The organism is Prevotella multiformis DSM 16608 (assembly GCF_000191065.1).
GTDB lineage: Bacteria > Bacteroidota > Bacteroidia > Bacteroidales > Bacteroidaceae > Prevotella > Prevotella multiformis.
This window is the reverse complement of record NZ_GL872283.1, coordinates 1,116,741-1,142,974: the sequence shown is the minus strand read 5'-3', so window position 1 is coordinate 1,142,974 and position 26,234 is coordinate 1,116,741. Positions and strand designations below refer to the sequence as shown.

17 protein-coding genes are annotated in these 26,234 nt (G+C 54.2%); 10 read left to right on the top strand and 7 right to left on the bottom strand.

Features of this window, described 5'->3' with window-relative positions; all coding sequences use genetic code 11:
• Nucleotides 1-506: 506 nt before the first annotated feature.
• Nucleotides 507-947, bottom strand: coding sequence for a DUF6078 family protein (locus HMPREF9141_RS09990; protein WP_040555057.1), 441 nt, complete (start codon nt 945-947; stop codon nt 507-509).
• 399 nt (nt 948-1,346) lie between these two features.
• Here HMPREF9141_RS09990 and HMPREF9141_RS09985 point away from each other — a divergent pair, with 399 nt between their 5' ends.
• The 8 genes from HMPREF9141_RS09985 to HMPREF9141_RS13925 all read left to right on the top strand — a co-directional run bounded on the left by HMPREF9141_RS09985 (nt 1,347) and on the right by HMPREF9141_RS13925 (nt 13,152).
• Nucleotides 1,347-2,147, top strand: coding sequence for a polysaccharide biosynthesis/export family protein (locus HMPREF9141_RS09985; RefSeq protein WP_007368609.1), 801 nt, complete (start codon nt 1,347-1,349; stop codon nt 2,145-2,147).
• Nucleotides 2,148-2,318: 171 nt separating this feature from the next.
• Nucleotides 2,319-4,166: a glutamine--fructose-6-phosphate transaminase (isomerizing) gene (glmS, locus tag HMPREF9141_RS09980; protein WP_007368608.1), complete on the top strand. Its 1,848-nt coding sequence runs from the start codon at nt 2,319-2,321 to the stop codon at nt 4,164-4,166.
• 194 nt (nt 4,167-4,360) lie between these two features.
• Nucleotides 4,361-6,265: an amidophosphoribosyltransferase gene (locus HMPREF9141_RS09975; protein WP_007368607.1), complete on the top strand. Its 1,905-nt coding sequence runs from the start codon at nt 4,361-4,363 to the stop codon at nt 6,263-6,265.
• Nucleotides 6,266-6,403: 138 nt separating this feature from the next.
• On the top strand, nt 6,404-7,480 hold the full coding sequence (gene carA / locus HMPREF9141_RS09970) for a glutamine-hydrolyzing carbamoyl-phosphate synthase small subunit (RefSeq protein WP_007368606.1): 1,077 nt from the start codon (nt 6,404-6,406) through the stop codon (nt 7,478-7,480).
• Entirely contained in the window at nt 7,480-10,704 is a 3,225-nt protein-coding gene (gene carB, locus HMPREF9141_RS09965; RefSeq protein WP_007368605.1) for a carbamoyl-phosphate synthase (glutamine-hydrolyzing) large subunit, read from the top strand. The genes carA and carB overlap by 1 nt, the downstream gene beginning before the upstream one ends.
• A gap of 75 nt (nt 10,705-10,779) precedes the next feature.
• Nucleotides 10,780-11,352 carry a hypothetical protein gene (locus HMPREF9141_RS09960; RefSeq protein WP_007368604.1) on the top strand — a complete coding sequence of 191 codons (573 nt, stop codon included), beginning with the start codon at nt 10,780-10,782 and terminating at the stop codon, nt 11,350-11,352.
• Between the two features lie 357 nt (nt 11,353-11,709).
• Nucleotides 11,710-12,846 carry a porin gene (locus tag HMPREF9141_RS09955; protein ID WP_007368603.1) on the top strand — a complete coding sequence of 379 codons (1,137 nt, stop codon included), beginning with the start codon at nt 11,710-11,712 and terminating at the stop codon, nt 12,844-12,846.
• Nucleotides 12,847-12,978: 132 nt separating this feature from the next.
• A complete protein-coding gene (locus HMPREF9141_RS13925; protein ID WP_007368602.1) occupies nt 12,979-13,152 on the top strand; it encodes a hypothetical protein in 174 nt (57 codons plus the stop codon).
• A gap of 38 nt (nt 13,153-13,190) precedes the next feature.
• Here the strand turns inward: HMPREF9141_RS13925 and HMPREF9141_RS09945 are convergent, their stop codons facing one another.
• The gene (locus HMPREF9141_RS09945; RefSeq protein WP_040554806.1) at nt 13,191-14,276 is read right to left on the bottom strand and encodes an ATP-grasp domain-containing protein; all 1,086 of its coding nucleotides are present in this window, start codon (nt 14,274-14,276) and stop codon (nt 13,191-13,193) included.
• 157 nt (nt 14,277-14,433) lie between these two features.
• Between HMPREF9141_RS09945 and HMPREF9141_RS09940 the strand changes: the two genes are divergently transcribed.
• Nucleotides 14,434-15,618: an ATP-binding protein gene (locus HMPREF9141_RS09940; RefSeq protein WP_007368600.1), complete on the top strand. Its 1,185-nt coding sequence runs from the start codon at nt 14,434-14,436 to the stop codon at nt 15,616-15,618.
• Between the two features lie 46 nt (nt 15,619-15,664).
• A complete protein-coding gene (gene nifJ, locus HMPREF9141_RS09935; protein WP_007368599.1) occupies nt 15,665-19,240 on the top strand; it encodes a pyruvate:ferredoxin (flavodoxin) oxidoreductase in 3,576 nt (1,191 codons plus the stop codon).
• Nucleotides 19,241-20,235: 995 nt separating this feature from the next.
• Here nifJ and HMPREF9141_RS09930 read toward each other — a convergent pair.
• The 5 genes from HMPREF9141_RS09930 to HMPREF9141_RS09910 are packed head-to-tail and all read right to left on the bottom strand — an operon-like array spanning nt 20,236 to nt 26,182.
• Complete coding sequence (locus HMPREF9141_RS09930) at nt 20,236-21,321, bottom strand: ABC transporter permease (protein WP_007368598.1); 1,086 nt, start codon at nt 21,319-21,321, stop codon at nt 20,236-20,238.
• Between the two features lie 7 nt (nt 21,322-21,328).
• Nucleotides 21,329-22,387 carry an ABC transporter permease gene (locus HMPREF9141_RS09925; protein WP_007368597.1) on the bottom strand — a complete coding sequence of 353 codons (1,059 nt, stop codon included), beginning with the start codon at nt 22,385-22,387 and terminating at the stop codon, nt 21,329-21,331.
• A gap of 22 nt (nt 22,388-22,409) precedes the next feature.
• Entirely contained in the window at nt 22,410-23,870 is a 1,461-nt protein-coding gene (locus HMPREF9141_RS09920; protein WP_007368596.1) for an ATP-binding cassette domain-containing protein, read from the bottom strand.
• A 9-nt stretch (nt 23,871-23,879) separates the two neighbouring features.
• The gene (locus tag HMPREF9141_RS09915) at nt 23,880-24,896 is read right to left on the bottom strand and encodes an HlyD family secretion protein (protein ID WP_040555056.1); all 1,017 of its coding nucleotides are present in this window, start codon (nt 24,894-24,896) and stop codon (nt 23,880-23,882) included.
• A gap of 14 nt (nt 24,897-24,910) precedes the next feature.
• Nucleotides 24,911-26,182 carry a TolC family protein gene (locus HMPREF9141_RS09910; RefSeq protein ID WP_040555054.1) on the bottom strand — a complete coding sequence of 424 codons (1,272 nt, stop codon included), beginning with the start codon at nt 26,180-26,182 and terminating at the stop codon, nt 24,911-24,913.
• Nucleotides 26,183-26,234 lie beyond the last annotated feature (52 nt).

The window sequence follows — 26,234 nt, the reverse complement described above, 5'->3', positions numbered from 1 at the left end:
TTTATGCAAGTTTTTTATCGTCAGATATGCAAATATTTACCTTTTTTAATTATAGGTGAATACGGATGATTTGTCTATGAACGTGTCAGGTGTGTTAATGGATGTATCTTATTGTCTTATTCCCTTATTCTTTTCGGAATGAAGAGCCGGCTTTTCAAAAGGTAAAATACTTGACGGAAATCCTGATGATCCCATTCTGATTTTCTTTCTATGCAAAGGGGAGGCAGGGAAGAAACCGGGAAAATCACCCTGTTTTTCAGCAGATGTACACCATGATAGTGTGTAGAGGGTACTGAAAGATAAGCAGAGTCCAACGGAACGAAAACTCATTACAATTTCGTCGCAGACTCCTGCCTTCTCGGCAGGTCTGCAGATAGATGTACGCCCGGGAGAACAGCCCGGCCTGCCGGGACGGTTGTTCCCAACCGGCTGGGAACAGGATTCCCAGCCGTTGGGAACAGGATTCCCGGCCGTCGGGAGTCCGGTTCCCAGACCTCCTGTGCCGGTCAGCTGTCTGTGGCATACAACCGGGGCTGGTCTTCGTAGCGGTCGAACTCTACCTTCCCGGGGTAGCCGTAGTCGGCGAACAGCCGCCTGATCCATTGTTGCTGTTCCGGCATCAATGCCTGTTCCCCATGCAGATAGCGGTAGTAAGTGCCTCGTCCGCCAAGATATGCCCTGATGGCACTGCGCATATCGGCAATGTGCCTGCTCTTTACATCATAGAAGATGCGGGTGAACCCATAGGCGACGTGTTCGGTCTCTGTCTTCAAGAACCTCGGGCATCGTTCTTTTTTCAGTACTGACGGTACGACCGCCTCACGGGTCTCCACGTCGTCGGGCAGGTTCAGCCCCGCCTGATAGCGGAGACACTCTTGCTTTCGTCTGCATCCGGTCAGAAAGCAGACTGCCCATCCTGCCGGGATGTTCTGGTGTTTTGTTTCCATAATCGTATGTTTTGTTCGCTGCAAAGATACCCCTGCCTTTCCATACCGGCAAGGTTCTTCTATGTAGTTTGCAAGGTAGCCGGTGCATCTTTCCTTCCTGTCCCTCTCCGGCTCTGCGTACGAGAACGCCTGTTCTGTGGCTCTATGCCGCCGGACTTTTTCGGCGGACATACCCTGCAGGGGGAGGGGCTGTCCGCCACAGGTCGTGTCACCTGCCGGCATAGCCCCTTTGTTGGTATCTGAAAGAAAAAAAGGCAATCATTTGTAGTTCTCAAAAAATAATCGTATTTTTGCAGAGGATATGTCGCGGCGGTGAAACGGAGCGCATGGATCCTGTTCATGGCCCCGTCATTCCTGCTAAAATTAATGTTGATAGAAGACTACACGTTATTTGTTTAAATGAAAAAGATCATCTTTTCTGTCATAGTTACGGCTATGATGATGGCCATGGCTGGCTGTGGCTCAAGTAAGGACGTGCCTTACTACACGAATATTGACTCTGTCAGCCTGGCTGCCTCACGTGGTCTGTACGATGCGCGCATCATGCCGAAGGACGAGCTGACGATTACGGTAAACACGACCGATCCCGATGCTTCCGTTCCTTTCAACCTGCAGGTGCGCAACCAGTTGAGCGGCGGCAAGCAGATCAGCAGCGGCGGCGGCTCGCTGCAAGGCTATCTGGTAGACAATTCCGGTTTCATCAATTTCCCCGTCATCGGGAAGATACACGTCAGCGGTCTGACCAAGACGGAGTGCGAGGACCTGATCAAGAGCAAGATCCAGCCTTATCTGGCACGTACAGAGAACCCCATCGTGACGGTCCGCATGAGCAGCTACCGCATCACGGTCATCGGTGAGGTTACCCATCCCGGCGTGTTCCCGGTCTCCACGGAGAAGATCAGTGTGATGGAGGCGCTGGCGCAGGCCGGCGACATGACCATCTATGGAAAGCGCAACAACGTCATGCTGATCCGGGAGGATGCGATGGGTGAGAAGCATCATTACCGGCTGAATCTGAATGACGCCAACCTCATCAATTCACCTTATTATTATCTGCAGCAGAATGACATCCTCTATGTTGAGCCGAACAGTGTGAAGGCCAAGAGTTCCGGTATCGGAAGCTCCACGACCATCTGGTTCTCCTTTATCGGCATCGTGACTTCCGTCGCCTCGCTGCTGGTAAACGTATTGAGAAAGTAATATTCTGTCTCCTGCCAGGACGTGTCTGCGGCATCCCTGGCTGTGGCGAAAACATAATTAGAAATGAGAATATCTTTGACATCCATGTCCTGCGCGCAGTATTCTGGACTGCCGGCTGATAAGAGGGTGTGAGGGATGTTCTCATTTTCGGATAAAGAATGTATTTAGGATATGTGTGGTATAGTAGGTTATATCGGTACGAAGCGTGAGGCTTATCCCATTTTGATAAAAGGCCTGAAACGGCTTGAATACAGAGGATACGACAGTGCGGGGGTCGCACTGATCAACACGGACGGCAGCCTGAATGTCTATAAGACAAAAGGAAAGGTGGCTGATCTGGAAGCGTTCTGTGCCGACAAGAACATAACCGGAACCGTCGGCATCGCCCATACGCGCTGGGCGACACATGGCGAACCGTCTTCTGTCAATGCGCATCCGCATTACTCGCAGTCGAAGAATCTCGCCATCATCCACAATGGAATCATCGAGAACTATGCCGAGATCAAGCACAGGCTGATAGAAAAAGGAGTCAAGTTCCGGTCGGAGACCGACACGGAAGTGCTGGTACAGCTGATCGACTACATACAGACACGGAAGAACCTCAGTCTGCTGGAAGCCGTGCAGCTGGCACTGCACCAGGTGATAGGGGCATACGCCGTTGCGCTGCTCGACAGGCGCAATCCTGATACCATCATTGCGGCGAGAAAGCAGAGCCCGCTGGTGGTAGGCATCGGCGACGGTGAGTTCTTCCTCGGTTCGGATGCCAGTCCGATCATCGAGTACACCGACAAGGTGGTCTATCTCGATGACGGCAACATTGCCGTTATGAAACTGGGTCAGGAACTGAAGGTGGTGAATATCCTGAATGAGAAGCTGTCGCCGGAGATCCATACCGTAGACATCAACCTCGGTCAGATAGAAAAGGGAGGTTATCCCCACTTCATGCTCAAGGAAATCTTCGAACAGCCGGAGTGTCTGACCAACTGCATGCGCGGCCGCATCAATGTCGACCACGACCGGGTGACGCTGAGTGCGCTGATCGACTACCGGAGCCGGCTGCTCAGTGCCAAGCGCATCATCATCGTAGCCTGTGGGACAAGCTGGCATGCTGGGCTGATCGGCAAGCAGCTGATAGAGTCGTTCTGCCGCATACCGGTCGAGGTCGAATATGCCAGCGAGTTCCGATATGGGAATCCGGTGGTGGGCAGCGGCGATGTTGTCGTCGCCATCTCGCAGAGCGGGGAGACGGCCGACACGCTCGCAGCCGTAGAACTGGCGAAGGCGAAGGGTGCCTTCATCTATGGGGTCTGCAACGCCATCGGCTCCAGTATTCCGCGCGCAACGGACACCGGCACCTACATCCACGTGGGTCCGGAGATCGGTGTGGCCTCTACGAAGGCGTTTACCGGACAGGTCACCGTGCTGACGATGTTCGCCCTTGCCCTGGCGAATGCCAAGGGGACCGTCGGCCACGATGAGTACGTGAAGACCGTGAGGGGCCTGGCTGAGATACCGGCCATGATGAAGGAGGTTCTGAAAGTGAACGACAAGATTGCGGATATGGCACGCACGTTCACATACGCCCGCAACTTCCTTTATCTCGGCAGGGGGTACAGCTATCCTGTGGCGTTGGAGGGTGCGCTGAAGCTGAAGGAAATATCCTATATCCATGCCGAAGGGTATCCGGCAGCCGAGATGAAGCACGGTCCGATTGCGCTGATCGACTCGGACATGCCGGTCGTGGTCATTGCGACCCACAACGGAATGTATGAGAAGGTACGCAGCAACATTCAGGAGATAAAGGCACGGCAGGGCCGTGTAATCGCTTTGGTATCAAAAGGAGATACCACCGTTTCGAAGATAGCCGATGCCGTGATCGAACTTCCCGATACGATGGACTGCCTCGAACCGTTGGTGGCTACCATTCCGCTGCAGCTGCTGGCTTATTATGTTGCGGTCTGCAAGGGAAAGAACGTCGACCAGCCGCGCAACCTTGCCAAGTCGGTTACCGTAGAGTAGGAGAGAAAAGGAATGGAGGTAGAGGGAAGAAAAAGACGTGAGAAACGTTGAAGGAAGAGGAGGCTGCCGTCCGGAGCCAATATCCCTCCCTGCATGGATTTTTTCCTTCGGGTCTCCCCAGACCCACCTGACCTCCTGGATTTTTCCTGCTTTCTTGACCCCCCACAATTAAAGACATATAGACTACCTTATAAATGGAAAAGAACATTCATGAAGATTGCGGTGTGGCAATGATCCGGTTGCTGAAGCCGTTGGAGTATTATCAGGAGAAGTATGGCACCTGGATGTACGGCCTGAACAAACTCTATCTGATGATGGAGAAACAGCACAACCGTGGTCAGGAGGGCGCCGGTCTGGCTTCTGTCAAGCTGGACTCCCTGCCCGGCAACGAATACATGTTCCGTGAGCGGGCTGAGGGAAAGAATGCCGTCACCGAGATCTTCGCCAATGTGCACAAGCATTACAGGGACTTCTCGCAGGAGCAGCTGTCTGATGTTTCTTTTGCGAAATCGAACCTTCCCTTTGCGGGAGAGCTTTACATGGGCCACCTCCGGTACTCCACTACCGGCAAGAGTGGCCTTTCTTATGTCCATCCGTTCCTGCGGCGGAACAACTGGAAGGCCAAGAATCTCTGTATGTGCGGCAACTTCAACATGACGAACATCGGGGATATCTTCGAGAAACTGACAGATCAGGGACAGTGCCCCCGCATCTACAGTGATACCTATATCCTGTTGGAACTGATGGGGCACAGGCTCGACCGGGAGGTGGAGCGCAACTTCGTGGAGGCGCAGAAACTCGGACTTGAGAAGCGTGCCGTCACCGATTACATCGAAGAGCACGTACAGGTGAGCAATGTCCTCAAGACGACCATGCAGGACTTTGACGGCGGATATGTCATCTGCGGACAGACGGGGTCGGGTGAGATGTTCGCTATCCGTGATCCCTGGGCCATCCGGCCGGCCTTCTATTACAGGAACGATGAGATCGTTGCGCTGGCAAGTGAGCGTCCTGTGCTGCAGACGACTTTCGACCTGGAGTGTAATGACATTCAGGAATTGGATCCCGGTCAGGCACTGATTGTCAACCGCCGTGGCGAATGTTCGCTGCAGCAGATACTCGAACCCCGGAACTATTCAGCCTGTTCATTCGAGCGCATCTATTTCTCCCGCGGCTCTGACCGTGATATATATAAGGAACGTGAACAGCTGGGACGACAGCTGACAGAGCCGGTGCTGAAGGCGGTCGGCTACGATACCAGCCACACCGTGCTCTCCTTCATACCGAATACGGCGGAGGTGGCATTCTATGGTCTTGTCCATGGTTTCAAGGAGTGGATCGACAAGAAGAAGGTGGAACAGATTGCAGCCTTGGGCACCGATCCTTCGGCAGAGGAAGTCTACCGCATTATTCATCAGGATGTCCGTTCGGAGAAAGTGGCGTGGAAAGACATCAAGCTGCGTACTTTCATCACCGAAGGCAACTCCCGTAACGACCTTGCCTCTCATGTCTACGATATTACCTATGAGTGCATCAAGCCCTATGAGGACAATCTCGTCATCATTGACGACTCCATCGTACGGGGCACGACATTGAAGGAAAGCATCCTCCGCATACTCGACCGGCTGCATCCCAAGAAGATCGTCGTCGTGTCGAGCGCACCCCAGATCCGCTTCCCTGACTACTATGGCATTGATATGCCTTGTCCTGACGAGTTCTGTGTGTTCCGTGCTGCCGTCGAACTGCTGCATGACCGTGGAATGGCCCCTCTGCTGGATGAGGTGTACGAGGCGTGCAGGAAGGAGGTTGCCAAGGCCAAGGACGAACCCATCGTGAATGCCGTCCGTACCGTTTACAAGCCGTTTACGGTGGATGAACTCAATAAGAAGATCATAGAGATGCTGCGTCCGGAAGGGATGACGACGCCTGTCGAACTCGTTTTTCAGAGTGTGGAAGGGCTGCATCATGCCATCCCGGATCATCCGGGCGACTGGTATTTCACAGGCAACTATCCGACCCGTGGCGGTATGCGTCTCGTCAACCAGGCTTTCATTGACTATTATGAGCGTGTGCATCGTCATTCCGAAAGGATGAAATAGAGCTTCTCTGCAAGGAATGCTTCTCGTGTCGATGAGCGTGTTTCATCCTGGACAGAAGGCATTGCTCCCAAGAGGATGTGTGCCTGTCGGCCTGTAAAGAATCGGAAAAAACAAACAACCCAACAATACAGAACAATAATGAGGAACGTAACTTTATTCCTGAGTGACGGAACAAAATTCCATGGAAAGTCGTTTGGATACGATGCCCCTGTGGCTGGAGAAGTGGTATTCAACACGGCCATGATGGGCTATCCGGAAAGCCTGACCGACCCCTCCTATGCCGGGCAGTTGCTTACAATGACTTTCCCCTTGGCAGGCAACTACGGTGTGCCGCCTTTCACTTTCGATGCGGATGGCATCCCGACTTTCATGGAAAGTGACAGGATATATGCGTCAGCCATCATCGTGTCCGACTATACGGAGCGGTACTCACACTGGAACGCTGCGGAGAGCCTGGGCGACTGGCTGAAACGGGAGCATGTACCGGGTATAACAGGAATAGATACCCGAGAGCTTACCAAGGTGCTGCGCGAACATGGTGTGATGATGGGGAAAATACTCTTCGATGACGAGCCGGACAACATCCCCGAGGCTGACTATGAAGGCGTGAACTTCGTCGACCGTGTCTCCACGAAGGAAATCATCCGTTACAATGAGGGAGCCGGCAAGAAAGTCGTCCTGGTAGACTGCGGCGTGAAGGCCAATATCATCCGCTCCCTTATAAAAAGAGGCGTAGAGGTCATCCGTGTACCCTGGAACTATGATTACACCGATATGGACTATGATGGACTCTTCCTTGCCAACGGCCCCGGCGACCCGGATATGTGCAACGATGCCGTTGAGATTATCCGCAAGCAGATGAACAGAAGCAAGAAGCCCATCTGCGGCATCTGCATGGGTAACCAGTTGCTGTCAAAGGCAGCGGGTGCAACCATCTACAAGTTGAAATACGGTCATCGAGGACACAACCAGCCGGTGCGTATGGTGGGGACGGAGAAGTGCTACATCACCTCCCAGAACCATGGCTATGCCGTTGACGCATCGACGCTCGACAAGGACTGGCGTGAACTGTTCGTGAACATGAACGACGGCAGCAACGAAGGAATCTGTCACAAAGAGAATCCTTGGTTTACCTCCCAGTTCCACCCGGAAGCCTGCTCCGGCCCGGTAGATACCTACTTTATGTTTGACAAATTCGTAGAGACACTGAAATAATGAAAGACGAGTCAATAAAGAAAGTCCTGATACTTGGTTCAGGCGCATTGAAGATTGGTGAGGCGGGCGAGTTCGATTACTCCGGCTCACAGGCATTGAAGGCACTGCGTGAGGAAGGCGTTTCTACGGTTCTGATCAATCCGAACATTGCCACAGTACAGACATCCGAGGGCGTAGCGGACCAGATCTACTTCCTCCCGGTGCAGCCTTACTTCGTGGAGCGGGTCATTGAAAAGGAACGCCCCGACGGCATTCTGCTGTCTTTCGGCGGACAGACCGCATTGAACTGTGGCGTAGAGCTGGACAAGACCGGCGTGCTGGAGAAATATCATGTAAAGGTGTTGGGAACCCCCGTCAAGGCCATCATGGATACCGAAGACCGTGAGCTCTTCGTGGAAAGACTGGACGAGATTGACGTCAAGACCATCAAGAGCGAGGCCTGCGAGGATATTCGACAGGCACGTCTGGCCGCAAAGACGCTCGGCTATCCGGTCATCGTCCGTGCAGCTTACGCTCTGGGAGGACTGGGCAGCGGTTTTGCCGATAATGAAGAAGAACTGGATGCCCTCTGCGAAAAGGCCTTTTCATTCTCTCCGCAGGTGCTGGTAGAGAAGAGCCTGAAAGGCTGGAAGGAGATAGAATACGAGGTTGTCCGCGACCGTTACGACAACTGTATCACGGTCTGCAACATGGAGAACTTCGATCCGCTCGGCATCCATACGGGAGAGTCGATCGTCATCGCACCGTCCCAGACGCTCTCCAACAGCGAGTATCATAAGCTGCGTGCGCTGTCCATCAAGATCGTGCGCCACATCGGCATCGTCGGCGAATGCAACGTCCAGTATGCCTTCGACCCCGAGAGCGAGGACTACCGCGTCATTGAGGTCAATGCCCGCCTCTCCCGTTCATCCGCCCTTGCCAGCAAAGCAACGGGCTATCCGCTTGCCTTCGTGGCCGCCAAGCTGGGCATGGGATACGGACTCTTTGAACTGAAGAACTCCGTTACCAAGACCACTTCTGCATTCTTCGAGCCGGCACTCGACTATGTAGTCTGCAAGATTCCCCGGTGGGACCTCAGCAAGTTCCGCGGTGTGGACAAGGAACTGGGCTCCAGCATGAAGTCGGTCGGCGAGGTAATGGCCATCGGCCGCAACTTCGAAGAAGCGATTCAGAAGGGTCTCCGCATGATAGGACAGGGAATGCATGGCTTTGTCGAGAACAAGGAGCTGCAGATCGACGACCTTGATGCCGCCCTTCGCGAGCCGACCGACAAACGGGTCTTCCTGATTTCCAAGGCGATGCACAGAGGATATACGGTCGACCAGATTCACGACCTGACGAAGATTGACCGCTGGTTCCTCAACAAGCTGAGACATATCATCGACATTGACGAGGAGCTGAAACGCAAGAACATCAATACGCTTGACAGAGAACTGCTGCGCGAAGCCAAGGTCTATGGCTTCACCGACTTCCAGATCGCACGTGCCGTAGGCCTGGAAGAGGAATGCCAGAACATGCACAAGGCGATGCTGATAGTCCGCCGTCTGCGCAAGGGACTCGGCATCCTGCCGGTAGTCAAGCAGATCGACACCTTGGCGGCGGAGTATCCGGCACAGACCAATTACCTTTATGTCACCTATGCCGGCGTGGCTTCCGATGTAACCTTCTCTAACGACCGCAATTCGGTGGTCGTGCTCGGTTCGGGCGCTTACCGCATCGGCAGCTCCGTCGAGTTCGACTGGTGCGGTGTGCAGGCCTTGAATACGATCCGCCGGCAGGGTTACCGTTCCATCATGATCAACTACAATCCGGAGACCGTGTCGACAGACTACGACATGTGTGACCGCCTCTACTTTGATGAGTTGACCTTCGAGCGGGTGATGGATATCATCGATGCGGAGAATCCGCACGGTGTGATCGTGTCGACAGGCGGTCAGATTCCCAACAATCTCGCCATGTACCTTGATGAGGAGAATGTGCCCATCCTCGGCACGGCGGCGAAGGACATAGACAATGCCGAGGACCGTGCCAAGTTCTCGTCGATGCTGACCGAGAACGGCATCAACCAGCCGGAGTGGAGCGCATTGACCAGCATGGACGACATCGACAGGTTTGTCGACCGTGTCGGATTCCCGGTACTTGTCCGTCCGTCATACGTCCTCTCTGGGGCGGCGATGAACGTCTGCTCCAACAAAGACGAGCTTACACGCTTCCTGCAGCTGGCAGCCAATGTCAGCGAGGATCATCCTGTTGTGGTCAGCAAGTTCATCGAGCACGCCAAGGAAATAGAAATGGATGCCGTGGCACAGGACGGTGAGATCATGGCATACGCCATCTCCGAGCACATTGAATTCGCCGGTGTCCATTCCGGAGATGCCACCATCCAGTTCCCGCCGCAGAAGCTGTATGTGGAGACGGTGCGCCGCATCAAGCGCATCAGCCGCCAGATTGCGAAGAAACTGCATATCAACGGACCGTTCAACATCCAGTACATGGCACGTGAGAACGACATTCTCGTCATCGAGTGCAACCTCCGTGCGAGCCGCTCCTTCCCGTTCGTCAGCAAGGTGCTGAAGCTGAACTTCATTGATCTGGCAACGAAGATCATGCTCGGCGTACCTGTGGAGAAACCGAACAAGAACCTCTTTGACCTCGACTATGTGGGTATCAAGGCTTCGCAGTTCTCGTTCAACCGCCTGCAGAAAGCCGACCCGGTTCTCGGTGTCGACATGAGCTCGACGGGCGAAGTGGGCTGCCTGGGCGACGACACCTCTACGGCGCTTCTGAAGTCGATGCTCTCCGTAGGGCAGCGTATTCCCAAGAAGACGGTGCTGCTCTCGACCGGCGGTGCGAAGCAGAAGGCCGAGATGCTCGATGCGGCGAAGATGCTGAGGCAGCATGGTTACGAACTCTATGCGACGGTAGGAACGTCTAAGTATCTTACGGAGAACGGCATTGAGAACACACTCGTCTATATGCCTTCCGACGAAGGGAAGCAGCCGCAGGCACTCGCCCTTCTGCACGGGAAGAAGATAGACATGGTGGTGAATATGCCGAAGGACCTCACGCCGCGCGAGCTGACCAACGGCTATAAGATCCGCCGCGCCGCCATCGATCTCAACATTCCGTTGATTACGAACAGCCGGCTGGCAAGTGCGTTCATCCATGCCTTCTGCAATGTCGGTCTCGACGACATTGACATCAAGGCGTGGGGGGAATATTGATGGCTTTCCGGAGGTTTCGGGGGTCAGGAGTGTTGGCTTGACTCCCGAGGCTCCTCTAAAAACATTTCTCATCCCATGAAATTTCTTCCATTCGCCTTTGCCGCTGTTACAGCGGCGGCATTCGCATCCTGCTCCGGCTGCACGTCACGCGGAGCAGGGCATTATGACACGACACAGGTCGACACCATGATGGCGGTCGATCTTGACAGTGCGTCTTCCGTTGAGGGCGCTTACGTCTCGGCATGGGCTTATCAGAACGATTCGGCGGTCGCCACGATGCAGAGCGCTCCGAACAGGAAGTCGCAGATTACGGCCTCCAACCGCATGACGATCCGTGTCCGTTACCTCGGCAGGGTAGGGATAGAGGCTTGCATGATACTCGGCGACGGCGAACAGTTCTCGGGCACCAGCTATGACAGTACCAATTTCGTGCGTGTCTATGCGCATGGCGACGAAATCGGCCGCTTCACCTATAAGCCCGGCGTCAGCAAACAGACGGACTCTGCTTTTGTACGGAATCCCGCAGCTTTTGTCGACTGCCTCCGCAAGAACCGCTCGCTCAAGATAGAGACGACGACCTTTACGAGCGGGACACTTGTCTACAGTTTCGATGCGGTCGCGGGGCTGGCAGGACGGCATCGGCGGTGACTCTGCAGAGGGAGACAGTGGGAATGCTATTCCCAACCGGTCGGGAACCGGGCTCCCAGGCGCTGGGAATCCGGTTCCCAAGTGCTGGGAACCGGATTCCCGTGTAGCTGGTTGTTTTTGTGTCGTGCAGTTTAATGATTTAGGTTGGCGGCATAGCGTCTTGCCTTTAGACTTGTCTGACGGTATTAGGACCGGTCGGATCATTGCCCGGTTGCAGCCGACTGTTTCTGATTGACTGCTTCCCGGCTTACTTTTACGGTTAACATTTGGTGTTTACATAATAAAACACTATCTTTGCAACATTAACATCTGTTATTTCAACCTAAGACCATTTTTTCATTACCTAAATACAAAGACATGAGAAAAACAATTATCCTTACAGCAATAGTGTTGTGCTCGGCCTTCGGCCATGCGCAGACACAGAAATGGATCAACAACGTGAAGCTGTCGGGTTTCGGAATCGTGCAGTATCAGTATAACGGCCTGCACAACGGTACGACAAGCAAGTCGAATACCTTTAACCTCCGTCTGGGACGTGTCTCCCTCGACGGCCGCATTCTGGACGACTGGTTTTGGAAAGCACAGCTGCAGTTCAACGGTAACACCTCCACTCTCGGGGCATCCCCGCGCGTGCTGGATCTCTTTGTCGAATGGCAGAAGTATGATTTCTTCCGCGTGAAGGCCGGCCAGTTCAAGAATCCGTTTACTTTCGACAACCCGATTCATCCCATTGACCAGGGCTTCATGGGGGTGGCACAGAGCGTGCAGAAACTCGCCGGTTTCTCTGACCGGGCAGGGGCGCATCCCTCTAACGGGCGCGACATCGGTGTGCAGATTCAGGGCGACTTCCTGAAGAACAATGCCGGCCGGAATCTCATCCATTATCAGGTCGGCGTGTTCGACGGACAGGGCATCAATGTGAAGGATGTCGACCAGCAGAAGAACATCATCGGGGGTGTATGGGTAATGCCCATGGATGGTCTGCGTCTGGGCTGGTTCGGCTGGACGGGGTCGTATGCCCGGAAAGGAACGTGGACGGATGCGGCCGGCCTGCCACAGAGCGGCATACGCAGCCTGCAGCAGCGTCGGTATGCCTTCTCGGCAGAGTATAAGGCAGACGACTGGACAGTCCGCTCAGAGTATGTCCATTCCACCGGCTATGCCTTCGCAAAGCCCATTGCCAATACGAATGATGAAGCGGCTCATGACTGTAATATCAGTGCCGACGGCAGCAAGGCACAGGGTGTCTACGCCCTCGTCATCGCCCCGATCATTCCTAAGAAATTCCATGCGAAGGCCCGTTATGATATGTACCGGCCGTCGGACGGCGCACAGAAGCAGCGCACGCAATACGACCTGGGGCTCGACTATGAGTTCAACAAGAACCTTGAACTGAGCGGGATTTACTCCTATGTCCACGACCGTTCGCAGAACACTCCTGCGGGGCATCCCAACTATTCGATGTTTGATCTGGAGTTGAGTTTCCGCTTCTGACAGCAAAAAACACGGATATATGCAGCGTATATCCGTGTTTTTTTATAATTTTGCACCCTGTCAGGTAGAGATGTATACAGAAAGGAGATTCTGGCAAAGGTCTCTGCGGACTGATTATCAAACACTAAAAAAATGACAACGACACACCATCATCATCACCATTCGCATCACAGGACGGGATTTCACGACAACGCTGCATCGCAGAATGCACGGCGCAGACAGAAGCTGAACAAGCTGATGAAAATCGTCATGACGGGCTTTGCACTGGCCATCGTGGCCTTCGTCTGCTGGCTGTACAGCAACTGACCGGGCAGTCGGTCCCCGCCTGCCGGCTTCCGGAGCCGTCATCTGTCTTTATGCACCGTGTGCAGATGATAATGCGAGCCGTCATAGTCTATCCGCATCACCCGGTCCTGTAATTCCTGCCGGGCCGACAGTGCCAGCGCCACATGACCCATCGTGCGGCGCAGGTTGATTTCCACGACCGGATGGAGGCCGAACCCCGTCTCCCGCCCGTCCGGGACGCCGTCTTTCGCAACGACCATCATGTCCACGCCCAAGACACCCTGATAGATGCCTTGCAGCCGGCCGGCGAGAAGGTGCTCCAGCGTCTCCGCCACTTTGTCCAGCACGCTGCCGGGGAGATAGGCCGAGAGCATTGCCCGTTTTCCGGCCTCGTCTGCAAGGCTGTTTCCTGCATACGCTCCGTTGACCGTATGGAAGACCGACAGGCCGGCATAATGAACCCCTCGCGCATCGGAGACGAACTCCATCCCGAAATCTTTTACCTTATTGTAATAGGGCTCTACCATCATGCCCCCTTGCCGCTCGATCGTCTTTCTGCTCCAGGCTGCCACGGCCGGTTGCAGAAGGGTGTCGACATAGCGTATGCCCCGTCCGCTGCTGCTCCATGGAGCTTTGATGACGGCCTTTCCGGTCTCCCGGACCCTTTGCTCCAGTTCCTCTATCCCCCGGGCATAGCATGCTGCTCCGGTCAGTATGGGGTCGTGCATGCTGCTGCGGAGTTCTGTCAGCACCATCGAGGCAAAACGCCGGTTGCTGTCATTGCGTATCCTGTCCAGCAGACCGTCGGCCGGCAAGAGCGTCCTGCGGATTCCCAGCTGTTCCAGCTGGAATTTCACGGCGGCATCCCATCCCCAGGGGGATACCCGGCTGATTCTGTCCGCCAGACGGCTCACCTCGTTCCTGTCGACGAAGCGGACCTTCCTGCCGTCACGCATGAAGCGGTGGGCATGCGCCTTGGCGGAAGCCACATTCTCCACCCATACGAGGTCGCCTTCCGCTGCCCAGAGTGCAGGAAGATAGTCTAAGTCGTGACGAAGCTGCCTGCCGGCGTGCGGGGCTGTAAAGTACTTGTTGTTATAAGCCAATGCAATGTCATGCTCGGGGTTGAATACATGAAGTGTCATAGAGAATGTTCGTTTGTTTCCTGCAAAGGTACGGGAAAGCAAATGTACATGCAAAAAATAAAAGCTGAAAAACATTTTTTTGCCATCCATAGTTTGCAAATAAGAGAAATAAGTAGTAACTTTGCATTTGCATAAAGTAGACAGCAACGCGAACAAGATGGACGCATTCTTTCACACTCATACAAATCTGGTGGAGCATGTCAATGCCCCTGTCCGCCGTCGTCTTATGGATGAGATAAACTGGAACGACAGGCTCATCGGCATTAAAGGTACGAGAGGCGTGGGGAAGACCACCTTTCTGCTGCAATATGCCAAGGAGCGTTACGGCTCTGCAGACCGGCAGTGTCTTTATGTGAACATGAACAACTTTTACTTCCAGGGCAGAGGAATTGCGGATTTCGCAGGCGAGTTCTGCCGCAAGGGAGGAAAGGTTCTGCTGATTGACCAGGTGTTCAAGCAGCCGGACTGGAGCAGGGAGCTTCGCCGGTGCTACGACTGTTATCCGCAGCTCCAGATTGTTTTCACCGGCTCGAGTGTCATGAGGCTGAAGGAAGAGAACCCGGAACTCAACGGCATTGTCAGGAGCTACAACCTCCGGGGATTCTCGTTCCGTGAGTATCTGAACCTGCAGGCCGGGCAGCATTTCGAGCCTTATACGCTGGATGAGATACTGGGCGGTCATGAGGAAATCACCCGCGGCATCCTGGCGAAGGTGAGCCCGATGAAACATTTTCAGGAATACATCCACCACGGCTTCTATCCGTTCTTTCTGGAACACCGGAACTATTCCGAGAACCTGTTGAAGACGATGAACATGATGACGGAAGTGGATATCCTCCTCATCAAGCAGATAGACCTGAAGTATCTTACCAAGATAAAAAAACTGTTCTACCTCCTTGCCCTGGAAGGACCGAAAGCTCCCAACATCAGCAACCTCGCCAAGGATATCAATACGAGCCGGGCGACGGTGATGAACTATATCAAGAACCTTGCTGACGCACGCCTCATCAACATTGTCTACCCTGCCGGGCAGGAATTCCCCAAGAAGCCGGCGAAGGTGATGCTGCAGAACTCCAACCTGATTTATGCCATCTATCCCATTCAGCTGGACCAGCAGCAGCTCATGGAGACTTTCTTCGTCAACGCCCTGCAGGAGGAGTGTTCCGTGAACGACGGCGGCAAGCAGGGGACTTACATCATCAACGAGAAGGAAAAATTCAAGGTGTATGACGCTGCAAAGCCCAAGATGAGGTTCAACAGCGATACGACCTATGCGATATACAACGCCGAAGTAGGGAAAGGAAGACAAGTACCGCTCTGGCTGATGGGTTTCCTTTATTAGGCAAGACCAAAAACATTATAACAATATTCATTTAATAAATTTCAAAATGGCTAAAGAAAAGAAGTTTATCACTTGTGATGGTAACGAGGCCGCTGCTCATGTGAGCTATATGTTCTCTGAGGTCGCAGCTATCTATCCTATCACTCCTTCATCTCCAATGGCTGAGCACGTCGACGAGTGGTCGGCACGCGGACGGAAGAACCTCTGGGGGCAGACCGTAAGCGTACAGGAGATGCAGTCAGAGGGTGGCGCAGCAGGTGCCGTACACGGTTCACTGCAGTCGGGTGCTCTCACGACAACCTTCACCGCATCACAGGGTCTGCTCCTGATGATTCCTAACATGTACAAGATTGCCGGTGAACTTTTGCCATGTGTGTTCAACGTCTCCGCACGTACACTCGCAAGTCATGCGCTCTGTATCTTCGGTGACCATCAGGATGTGATGGCCTGCCGCCAGACAGGTTTCGCCATGTTCTGTTCGGGTTCCGTGCAGGAAGTCATGGATCTTTCTGCCGTTCCTCATCTTGCTTCGCTGAAGACTTCCGTTCCTTTCATCAACTTCTTCGATGGTTTCCGTACATCTCATGAGTATCATAAGATCGAGTGCCTCGACCAGGAAGACATCCGTCCGCTGGTGGATGAAGAAGACATCAAGCGGTTCCGCGACCGTGCCATGTCACCGGAGCGTCCGGTCGTACGCGGTACTGCCGAGAACCCGGAGACCTTCTTCACACACCGTGAGGCAAGCAACTCTGCCTACGAGAATGTGCCGGAGGTCGTGGAGCACTATCTCAACGAACTGACCAAGATTACCGGCCGTGAGCATCACCTCTTCGACTACTACGGAGCAAAGGATGCCGAGAACATCATCATCCTGATGGGTTCAGCCACAGAAGCTGCCCGTGAAGCCATCGACTACCTGATGTCCCAGGGCAAGAAGGTGGGTATGGTCGCCGTACACCTTTACCGCCCGTTCTCTGTCAAGCACCTGCTGGCAGCAGTGCCCGAGACCGTCAAGCGCATCGCCGTGCTCGACCGTACGAAGGAGCCGGGTGCAGAGGGTGAGCCGTTGTACCTCGATGTCAAGAGCGCATTCTACGATGTGAAGAACAAGCCGCTGATTGTCGGTGGCCGTTACGGTCTCGGTTCTGCCGATACCACACCCGCCAAGATCATCGCCGTCTACAACAATCTTGAACTGCCCGAGCCGAAGGACCACTTCACGGTAGGTATCGTGGATGATGTCACCTTTACCTCTCTTCCGGAGGTCGAGGAGATTCCGCTGGGTGGTGAAGGAATGTTCGAGGCTAAGTTCTATGGACTCGGTGCTGACGGTACTGTCGGTGCGAACAAGAACTCTGTAAAGATCATCGGTGACAACACCGACAAGCACTGCCAGGCCTACTTCTCTTACGACTCCAAGAAGTCGGGCGGCTTCACCTGCTCTCACCTCCGTTTCGGCGACAGCCCGATCCGTTCTACCTATCAGGTGAACACTCCGAACTTCGTGGCCTGCCACGTCCAGGCTTACCTGAACATGTACGATGTCACACGTGGCCTGCGCAAGAACGGTACGTTCCTGCTGAATACCATCTTCGACGGAGAGGAGCTTGTAAACTTCATTCCCAACAAGGTGAAGCGTTACTTCGCCAAGAACAACATCACCGTCTACTACATCAATGCGACCAAGATCGCACAGGAGATCGGGCTGGGCAACCGTACCAACACCATCCTCCAGTCGACTTTCTTCCGTATCACGCAGGTTATCCCACTCGACCTTGCCGTAGATCAGATGAAGAAGTTCATCGTCAAGAGCTACAGCAAGAAGGGGCAGGATGTCGTAGACAAGAACTTCGCTGCTGTTGACCGCGGCAACGAATACAAGCAGCTCACTGTTGACCCTGCATGGGCAAACCTCCCTGACGATGAGGCCAAAGCCGACGATGCACCCGCATTCGTCAAGGAACTTGTACGTCCGATGAACGCACAGGCCGGTGACCTCCTGAAAGTGTCAGACTTCGTAAAGCACAACACGGTTGACGGTACATGGTCGGTAGGTACCGCTGCTTACGACAAGCGCGGTGTCGCTGCTTTCGTTCCTACATGGGACGCAGAGAACTGTATCCAGTGTAACAAATGTTCATTCGTCTGCCCTCACGCTTGTATCCGTCCGTTCGTTCTGGACGAACAGGAGAAGGCCGGCTTCAACGAACCTACCCTCGACGTACTCGCTCCGAAGCAGCTCAAGGGTATGCAGTTCCGCATCGAAGTGTCTGTACTCGACTGTACAGGTTGCGGCAACTGTGCTGATGTCTGCCCGGGCAAGAAGGGCAACAAGGCACTTGCCATGACACAGTTTGTTGCCGGTGAGGAAGAGGCTGTACGTCGTGCAGCCGACTGGGAGTACCTCGTCAAGAACGTCAAGAGCAAGCAGAATCTGGTTGACATCAAGTCGAATGCCAAGAACTCCCAGTTCGCTCAGCCGCTGTTCGAGTTTTCAGGAGCCTGTGCGGGTTGTGGTGAGACACCGTATGTCAAGCTCGTTTCACAGCTCTTCGGCGACCGTGAGATGATAGCCAACGCTACCGGCTGCTCTTCCATCTACTCTGCTTCCGTTCCTTCTACCCCGTATACAACCAACGAGAACGGACAGGGACCTGCCTTCAACAACTCACTGTTCGAGGACTTCTGCGAGTTCGGCATGGGTATGGCTTTGGGCAACAAGAAGATGCGTGAGCGCATCGTCGTGCTGCTCAATGAGCTGATGGCTGACGACAAGACACCGGCCGACTTCAAGGAAGCTGCACAGGAGTGGCTCGACAGCATGCACGATGCGGATGCGTCAAAGGTTGCCGCTGCCAAGCTGAAAGCGCTGATTGCTGCCGGCGCAGAGCATGGATGCCCTGTATGTGCCGAACTGAAGACCCTCGACCACTATCTCGTCAAGCGCAGCCAGTGGATCATCGGCGGTGACGGTGCTTCCTACGATATCGGTTACGGCGGTCTCGACCACGTCATCGCTTCCGGCGAGGATGTCAACATCCTGGTACTCGATACGGAGGTTTACTCCAACACGGGTGGTCAGAGTTCAAAGTCTACTCCGCTCGGCGCCATTGCTCAGTTTGCTGCCAAGGGCAAGCGTGTACGCAAGAAAGATCTCGGTCTGATGGCTACAACCTACGGTTACGTTTACGTAGCACAGGTTGCCATGGGTGCTGACAACGCACAGACATTGAAGGCCATCCGTGAGGCTGAGGCTTATCCCGGGCCGTCGCTCATCATCGCTTACTCTCCGTGTATCAACCACGGTCTGAAGATCAAGGGCGGTATGGGTCGCAGTCAGGCGCAGGAGGCCAATGCTGTTGCCTGCGGTTACTGGCACCTCTGGCGTTACAACCCGCAGTTGGCTGAAGAAGGCAAGAATCCGTTCTCTCTTGATTCCAAGGTACCGGACTGGAGCAAGTTCCAGGACTTCCTCCGCAGCGAGGTACGCTTCCTCTCTGTCCTCAAGGCTTATCCGGACGAGGGGGCTGAACTCTTCAAGGCCTGTGAGGATATGGCGAAACTTCGTTACCAGAGCTACGTCCGCAAGACGAAAGAGGACTGGAGCGAAGAGGCTTAACGGATTTTCTGAACGGAACACCTTATAGTCGAAGGACTATATGACTCATATTCCAACCCTCATTTTATAGGTACTGCCAGATTGTCTCTCAGTCTGGAACGCCTATAAGATGAGGGCTTTGACGTTTTATAGGAACGGTATCGGGCCTTCCGTTAAATGCGCAGATTGGGAATAGTGGCTTATGCACTTGCATGGTATGGCTGTCCAAAAGCAGAGGGGCTTACAAAAGGGGGCTACACTGCAATATAAGATGCAGAAAAGGCGAATTGATATGAAGCCTGTCCATCAGCCTGTCTTTCCGTCTTCTACAAACAACTTATTACCCTATCATCAGTATTTGTAAAATGTTTTCATGTAATGCAAAGCAACACATGCCCTTCTGGCTTCTAAAAGATGCCTGATTGGCTTGCAACAGGTGCCCTTTTAGCGTGTTGCCAACGCCCTTTTGAAGTCCAATCAAGCACCTTTTAAAAACGACTTGACAACCTGTTGATTTACTACTGGTTACAAACTTGCTTTTTTGTTTGTGTCTTTTATATTTACAGCTGATTCATTCGATATTATGTAATAGTTTTTCAAAACGGTGCCTGTATTTTCAACCTATTAAATTGAGAAGGGCTTTGTTTCGGAGGATGATGATGGAATAGCCAGTTGACGGTCTTGGCTATGTTTTTGTTGAATGAATCACTTCGGTTCTTCCGTTAAAACTATGCGAAAAGCATCCACGCATTTAACGGAAGAACCATATATAACACACATCGGAAACCGACTTCGCCGGTGTGTTGCGTTCGTTCTGTTGGTTTACACCACCCGTGTCGGATCTTCGCACCCTTATATTCTATTGCCTGGAAAATAGTAACTTACGGTGGAAGAAGCGTTGTACTGCCTCGGTCGGAGAATTGATGCACCTCTGTATACGATGAACTTTACCCCGGCAACGGTTTCTCTTAGCAGTTCTTCTTACAGCTCTGCACGGCCACACGCTTATGCACAGCTTAGCAGTTCTTCTTATAGCTCTGCACGGCCCACATGCTCATGAGAAGTCCGATTCCGAGCAGGGCGAGTACCTGATGGTAGATGCTTCCCATGTCGCCTCCGCGGATGCAGACCGTCCGCATGGCCTCGATGAAATAGCTTACCGGATTGACATAGGTTGTCAGATAAACTGCGTAAGGCATGGAACGTGTCGGTGTGAACAGGCCGGAGAGCAGCAGGAGCATCACGACGAAGAACCACATGACGAAGATGGCCTGCTGCATGGTGTCCGAATAATTGGAGACAATCAGCCCGAAGGACGAGAAGAACAGTGCCAGCAGCATCGCCAGCAGATAGACAAGGGCAATGCTTCCCGCGGGAACAATGCCGTATATCCCCCATGAAAGAAGCAGGCAGACGGTGACGACGAAGAAGGCGATGATCCAGTAGGGAATCAGCTTGGCAAGGATGAATGTCCATTTGCTTACGGGTGTCACGTTGATCTGTTCGATAGTCCCTGCCTCCTTCTCACCTACGATGTTGAGCGTCGGCAGGTATCCTGTCATCAGCATCATCACGATGGCGAAGAGTGCGGGAATCATGAAGCGTTTGAAGTCCAGCTGCTTGTTGTAGAGATATAAGGTAGACACCTGCGACTGGACAGAAGCTGCGGAAGGAGATGCGCGGGCGATGACAACCTGTGAGAGATAGGCAGACCCTATCGAGCCTTTTGTCCCGTTGACGGCGTTGGCAGCCACCAGCACCTGCGGCGTACGTCCCAGGACAAGATCCCTGCTGTAGTGCTGTGGAATGACCACTATGGCATCTGACGTGGAATGCTCTATGTTGCTGAGTGCTGCCGCATACGTAGGCTGCTGTCCATGAAAGACAAAGTAGTTGTTTGCTTCAATCTCATGCACCAGCCGCTGCGACTGTGTGGAGCGGTCGTTGTCGACGACATCTACCACGATATTCTTCACTTCCATGTTCATTACCCACGGCATGACACACATGACCATGATGGGGAAGACGATGATGAGCCGTGGCAGAAACGAGTTGCGGCGTATCTGGGTGAACTCCTTGCGTAAAAGATATTTCAGTACCATATAGTTTCTATTCCAGTCGTTTGTTGAACTTCGTAAGCGAGAGAGCCAGCAATATGACGAGCATGCCGACGAGAATCATCAGCTCACGGAACACCTGTCCGATGCCGGTGTCCATGATCATCAGCTTTCGCATGGCGCTGATATAGTAACGTGTGGGGATGATGGCCGACACATATTGCAGTATCCGGGGCATCGACTCGATGGGGAATACCATTCCCGAAAGCATGATGATGGGCATCAGCAGCACCATGGCCGACAGCAGCAGGGCGGCAAGCTGTGTTTTTGCGACGTTGGAGACCAGCAGTCCCAATGAGAGTGCCAGCAGAATGTAGACGGTGGAGATGGCGAATATCCAGAACAGGGAACCATGCAGCGGTACGTCCAGGACGTAAGTGGACATGAGGAGGATTGCCGTCAGAATCAGGAAGGCGAGTACCAGGTAGGGAACGACTTTGGCGACAATGATCAGCAGCGGACGTGTGGGCGATACGAGCAGCACCTCCATCGTGCCTCTCTCTTTTTCCCGGACAATGGAAATGGAGGTCATCATGGCACAGACCAGCATGAGCAGCATCCCCATGATGGCAGGCACGAAGTTATAGGCGGATTTCATCTGCGGATTGTAAAGCATCTGTGAATTGACGGCGGTCCCCTCCGCATTCATGAGCACGGCACGGGCATAGTTAGACCACAGCTGCGCCATGTTGGGATCCGCCCCGTCCACGATGAACTGGACTCCATGTCCCGGTTCTGTAAAGTCCTGTGCGAAGACAACCGCAATGTCCGCCTGCTGGTTGCGGATCGTCTGCTCGGCTTCGGCAGGTGTGGCGACGGTCTTCACGATCGTGAAATACTCCGATGCCGCCAGACGGTCAGCCGCCTGCCGCGTCGCATAGCTGGCATTGCTCATGACGATGACTGTCCGCACGTTCCGCACGTCGTTGGTGATGGCGAATCCGAAGATCAGCATCATGACGACAGGCATGCCGAAAAGCATCAGCATGGTACGCTTGTCACGGATGATATGTTTTGCCTCCTTGGTGACAAAAGCTATGAACTGCCTCATACGTTATGGATTGGTTTCATTCTTAATCTGCACATCTTGTGGCCTGCCGTGCCAGGAATGTAAAGACATGGTCCATGTCCGGCTGCCCCAGTTTCTGTTTCAGTTCTTCAGGTGTGCCCAGGGCTTTGATCTTGCCGTCTACCATGATGGAAATCCGGTCGCAGTATTCCGCCTCGTCCATGTAGTGAGTGGTCACGAAGACCGTTATCCCCTGCTTCGCAGCGTCATAGATCAGTTTCCAGAACTGGCGGCGTGTGGCGGGGTCTACACCCCCCGTAGGTTCATCGAGGAATACGACATGAGGGTCGTGGAAGATGCTGACCGAGAAGGCGAGCTTCTGCTTCCATCCCAAAGGCAGACTGGATACAAGCGTGTTTCGGTGTGCCGAGAAGTCCAGCCGATCGAGCAGGTCGCTGGTCTTGCGGCGTATCTCTCCGTCGTCCATGCCGTAGATGCCGGCGAAGAGACTGATGTTCTCGGCAACGGTAAGGTCCTCGTAGAGCGAGAACTTCTGGCTCATGTAGCCGATATGCTTCTTTATCTGCTCGTACTCGGTACGGATGTCAAAGCCTGCTACTTTTCCGTTTCCATCCGTCGGCTGGCTGAGTCCGGTGAGCATACGCATGGCTGTGGTCTTGCCGGCTCCATTGGCGCCGAGGAAGCCGAAGATTTCTCCTTTCCTGACCGTGAAGGAAATGTCGTCTACCGCATGGAAGCTGCCAAAGGCCTTGACGAGGTGTTTTACTTCGATGGCATTCTCGTTGCTCTTCGTTCCGGCTTCCGGATTCTCGATGGCAGGAGGATTGAAGGTGTCCCTGAAGGTGGTGAGGATGTCGTCTGGAGTACCGATACCCCTGATACGACCTTCCGAAAGGAAAGCGACACGCTCGCACATCCTCACCTCGTCCAGATAAGGCGTTGAGGCGACAATGGTCATCTCACGCTCCTTCAACTGGGACAGCATCTCCCAGAACTCTTTGCGGCTGACAGGGTCGACACCTGTTGTCGGTTCGTCAAGGAACAGGACACTCGGCTGGTGGACCAGTGCGCAGCAGAGTGCCAGCTTCTGTTTCATGCCGCCCGAGAGTGCTCCCGTCCTGCGTTTTCTGAACGGTTCAATCTGTGTATAGATGGCCTTGATGGAGTCGTAGTTTTCTTCTATCGTCGTTCCGAAGAGCGTGGCGAAGAACCTCAGGTTTTCTTCTACCGTCAGATCCTGATAGAGTGAGAACCTGCCCGGCATGTAACCTACCCGCCGGCGTATCTCTTTCATGCCGCTGACGACATCGTATCCGTTCACCGAAGCCGTGCCCTCGTCGGGGAGCAGCAGCGAGCAGAGAATGCGGTACAGCGTCGTCTTTCCGGCTCCGTCAGGGCCGATGATGCCGAACAGTTCGCCTCTTTCCACGGAGAAGCTGACCGCTTTCAGCGCCTGCACCTTGCCGTAACGGCGGGACAGATTGTTTACTTCGATTGCATTCATCGGTACTGACTAAAACTTCACCTCACCGTACATGCCGATCTTCACATAGCCGTCGTTGCGGAACCGTATCTTGACGGCATAGACGAGGTCGGCACGCTCGTCGTCGGTAAGGATGGTCTTGGGCGTGAACTCCGAACGGCTGGAAATCCACGTGACGATTCCGTTATAGGACTTCTTCTGCCCTTTTCCGTAGTCAGCCATGACCTTCACCCGCTGCCCGATCCTGACATTCCGGAGCTGTGCGGAGGTGATGTAGGCACGGATGAACATCCTGACTGTGTCTGCCAGCTTGAAGAGTGGCCTGCCGGCCTGTACGAACTCTCCCCGTTCGGCATACTTCTCCAGGACCGTCCCTGTGATGGGACTCTTCACGAAAGTATGGGCTATCTGGTCGTCAATCTGTGCCTGCTGGGTACGTACGCCGGCCTGCTGGGCATCCACGCCGGCCTGTTGGGCGGCGATGCCCTCCATCTGTGCGGCGATACCCTTGTCCTGTTCGGCCAATGCAGCGTTCTGGCTGGCAATCTGCTCTTCGGCTGCGGCGAGCTGTTTCTTCAGCACCTGGATCTGGTAATCGATCTCGTCAACCTGCCTGCGCGGTGCCGCCCCGTCCCGGAACAGTTCGTCAAAACGCTTCCGTTCCCTTTGCTGGTCGGCAATCTGCTGCCGTATGGCCGCCACCTGCTTTTCAAGGTCCAGCTGCCGGCTGACCGTTGCCTGCCTGCTGGCTGCGAGCTGCCGTCTGTTGGCTTCGAACTGTCCATGGGTCGCCCGGAGCTGGTCATTGTCCGTAGCCAGCTGGTCTCGTTTCAGCGCCAGCTGACGGGCATCGATCTGGCCTACCGTCAGCCCGCCATTGAGCAGTTGTCCTTCTGTAACGTCAAAACTTACCAGCTGTCCCGAGGACTCGGCCGATACGGTCACCTCCGTAGCCTCGAACGTTCCCGTGGCATCATACTCTTTCCCGCTGTCTTTGCAGGATACCGCCCCAAGGGCAAGTGCGGCGAATAAAAATATCTTTCTCATTTCCGTCAGTCGTTTCATTCGTTGTTGGTATATTTCAGGTTGTACATTTCCCGTAGCATATCCATCTCGTGTATTGCCTGCCGTATTCTGGCCGCATTCTCGTTGTTGATTTCCTGCATCAGTCCGTGGGCGTCGATGATGCCGTGGGCCAGCTTCGATTCGGCGGCCTTGCGGACGTGCGTGCGGAGACTGATGATTTCGTCGTCGGCAAGCATCATGCTTCGGTACCGGGCGGCGTTCTCCTCCGCCTGTATCTGTTCCAGACGGTTGTTGAGGAGGAACACCTCCCGCATATTCCCGATCTGTTCACGTTGCACTTCCAGCTTCTCCCTGTCGTTCTTCCGTGTATAGAGTGCGCCGACATCCCACGACAGCTTCACGCCGATGATGCCGTTGAGGCTCCACTTCCGGTTCATCATGTCGTCGAACATGTTAAGTCCCGGATAACCGTAAAAGCCCTGTGCGAAGAGCCCGACCTTCGGCCGCAGCCTTGCCCCCAGTGCTTTCTCCTGTGCGTCGACAAGCATCAGCTGACGGTCGAAGAGCCCGAGTTCCGGCCGGTTGCCGGTCTGCCCGGAAATCCTGACAGCGTCCGGTTTCTGCAGGTTGTAGATCTCTCTGCCACAGAAGACACCCAGCATCCGCCGCAGCATCTGCCGCTGTGCCCTGAGCCCGGTGTTCTGCTGCTCCTTGTCCAGCCGTCCCGCCTTTACATTCTCAAGGTCGCTTGCGGCGGCCGTACCGGCCCTGACCATTGCCGAAAGCGTCTTCTCGCTGGACAGCAGCAGTGCCGCCGCATCTTCGTTGAGCCTGATCTGTTCGTCGAGAAGCAGGAGTGAGAAGTACATCTCGTTGACACGTCTGCGTACCTGATAGAGGTTTACCTTGTTTTCGGCCTTCTGCACCTCTCCTTGTCTCCGTGCTATTCCCGCCTGGCTGCTGACCGCCCCGCCGTCGTAGAGCGGCTGGGTGACTTCTATGCCCGCCCTGTACTGGTCTTTGGACAGTCCTTTCATATCCAGTCCCATCCGCCGGTACGCCGTCCGTATGCCGTCCGGCCACGAGGCGACGCCGCTCTGGCAGGTCGCCTGGGCGGAGACGCTGATCTGGGGCAGCCATTCCTTTCTGATGTTGCTGACCGTCAGTTCCGTTGTCCGTGCAAGGAGTCCGTACCGCTTGATAAGCGGATAGTTCCGTCCGGCCGCCTGCTGACATTCGTCCAGCGTCTGTGCCGGAACGGCAATGGGAAAGACCGCCAGTGCGAGAAGTCCTAATTTCTTCTTCATGTGCTGTTTCTTCATCTCTTCTTTCTTGTCTAATCGGCTGTTTTCTTCTTCC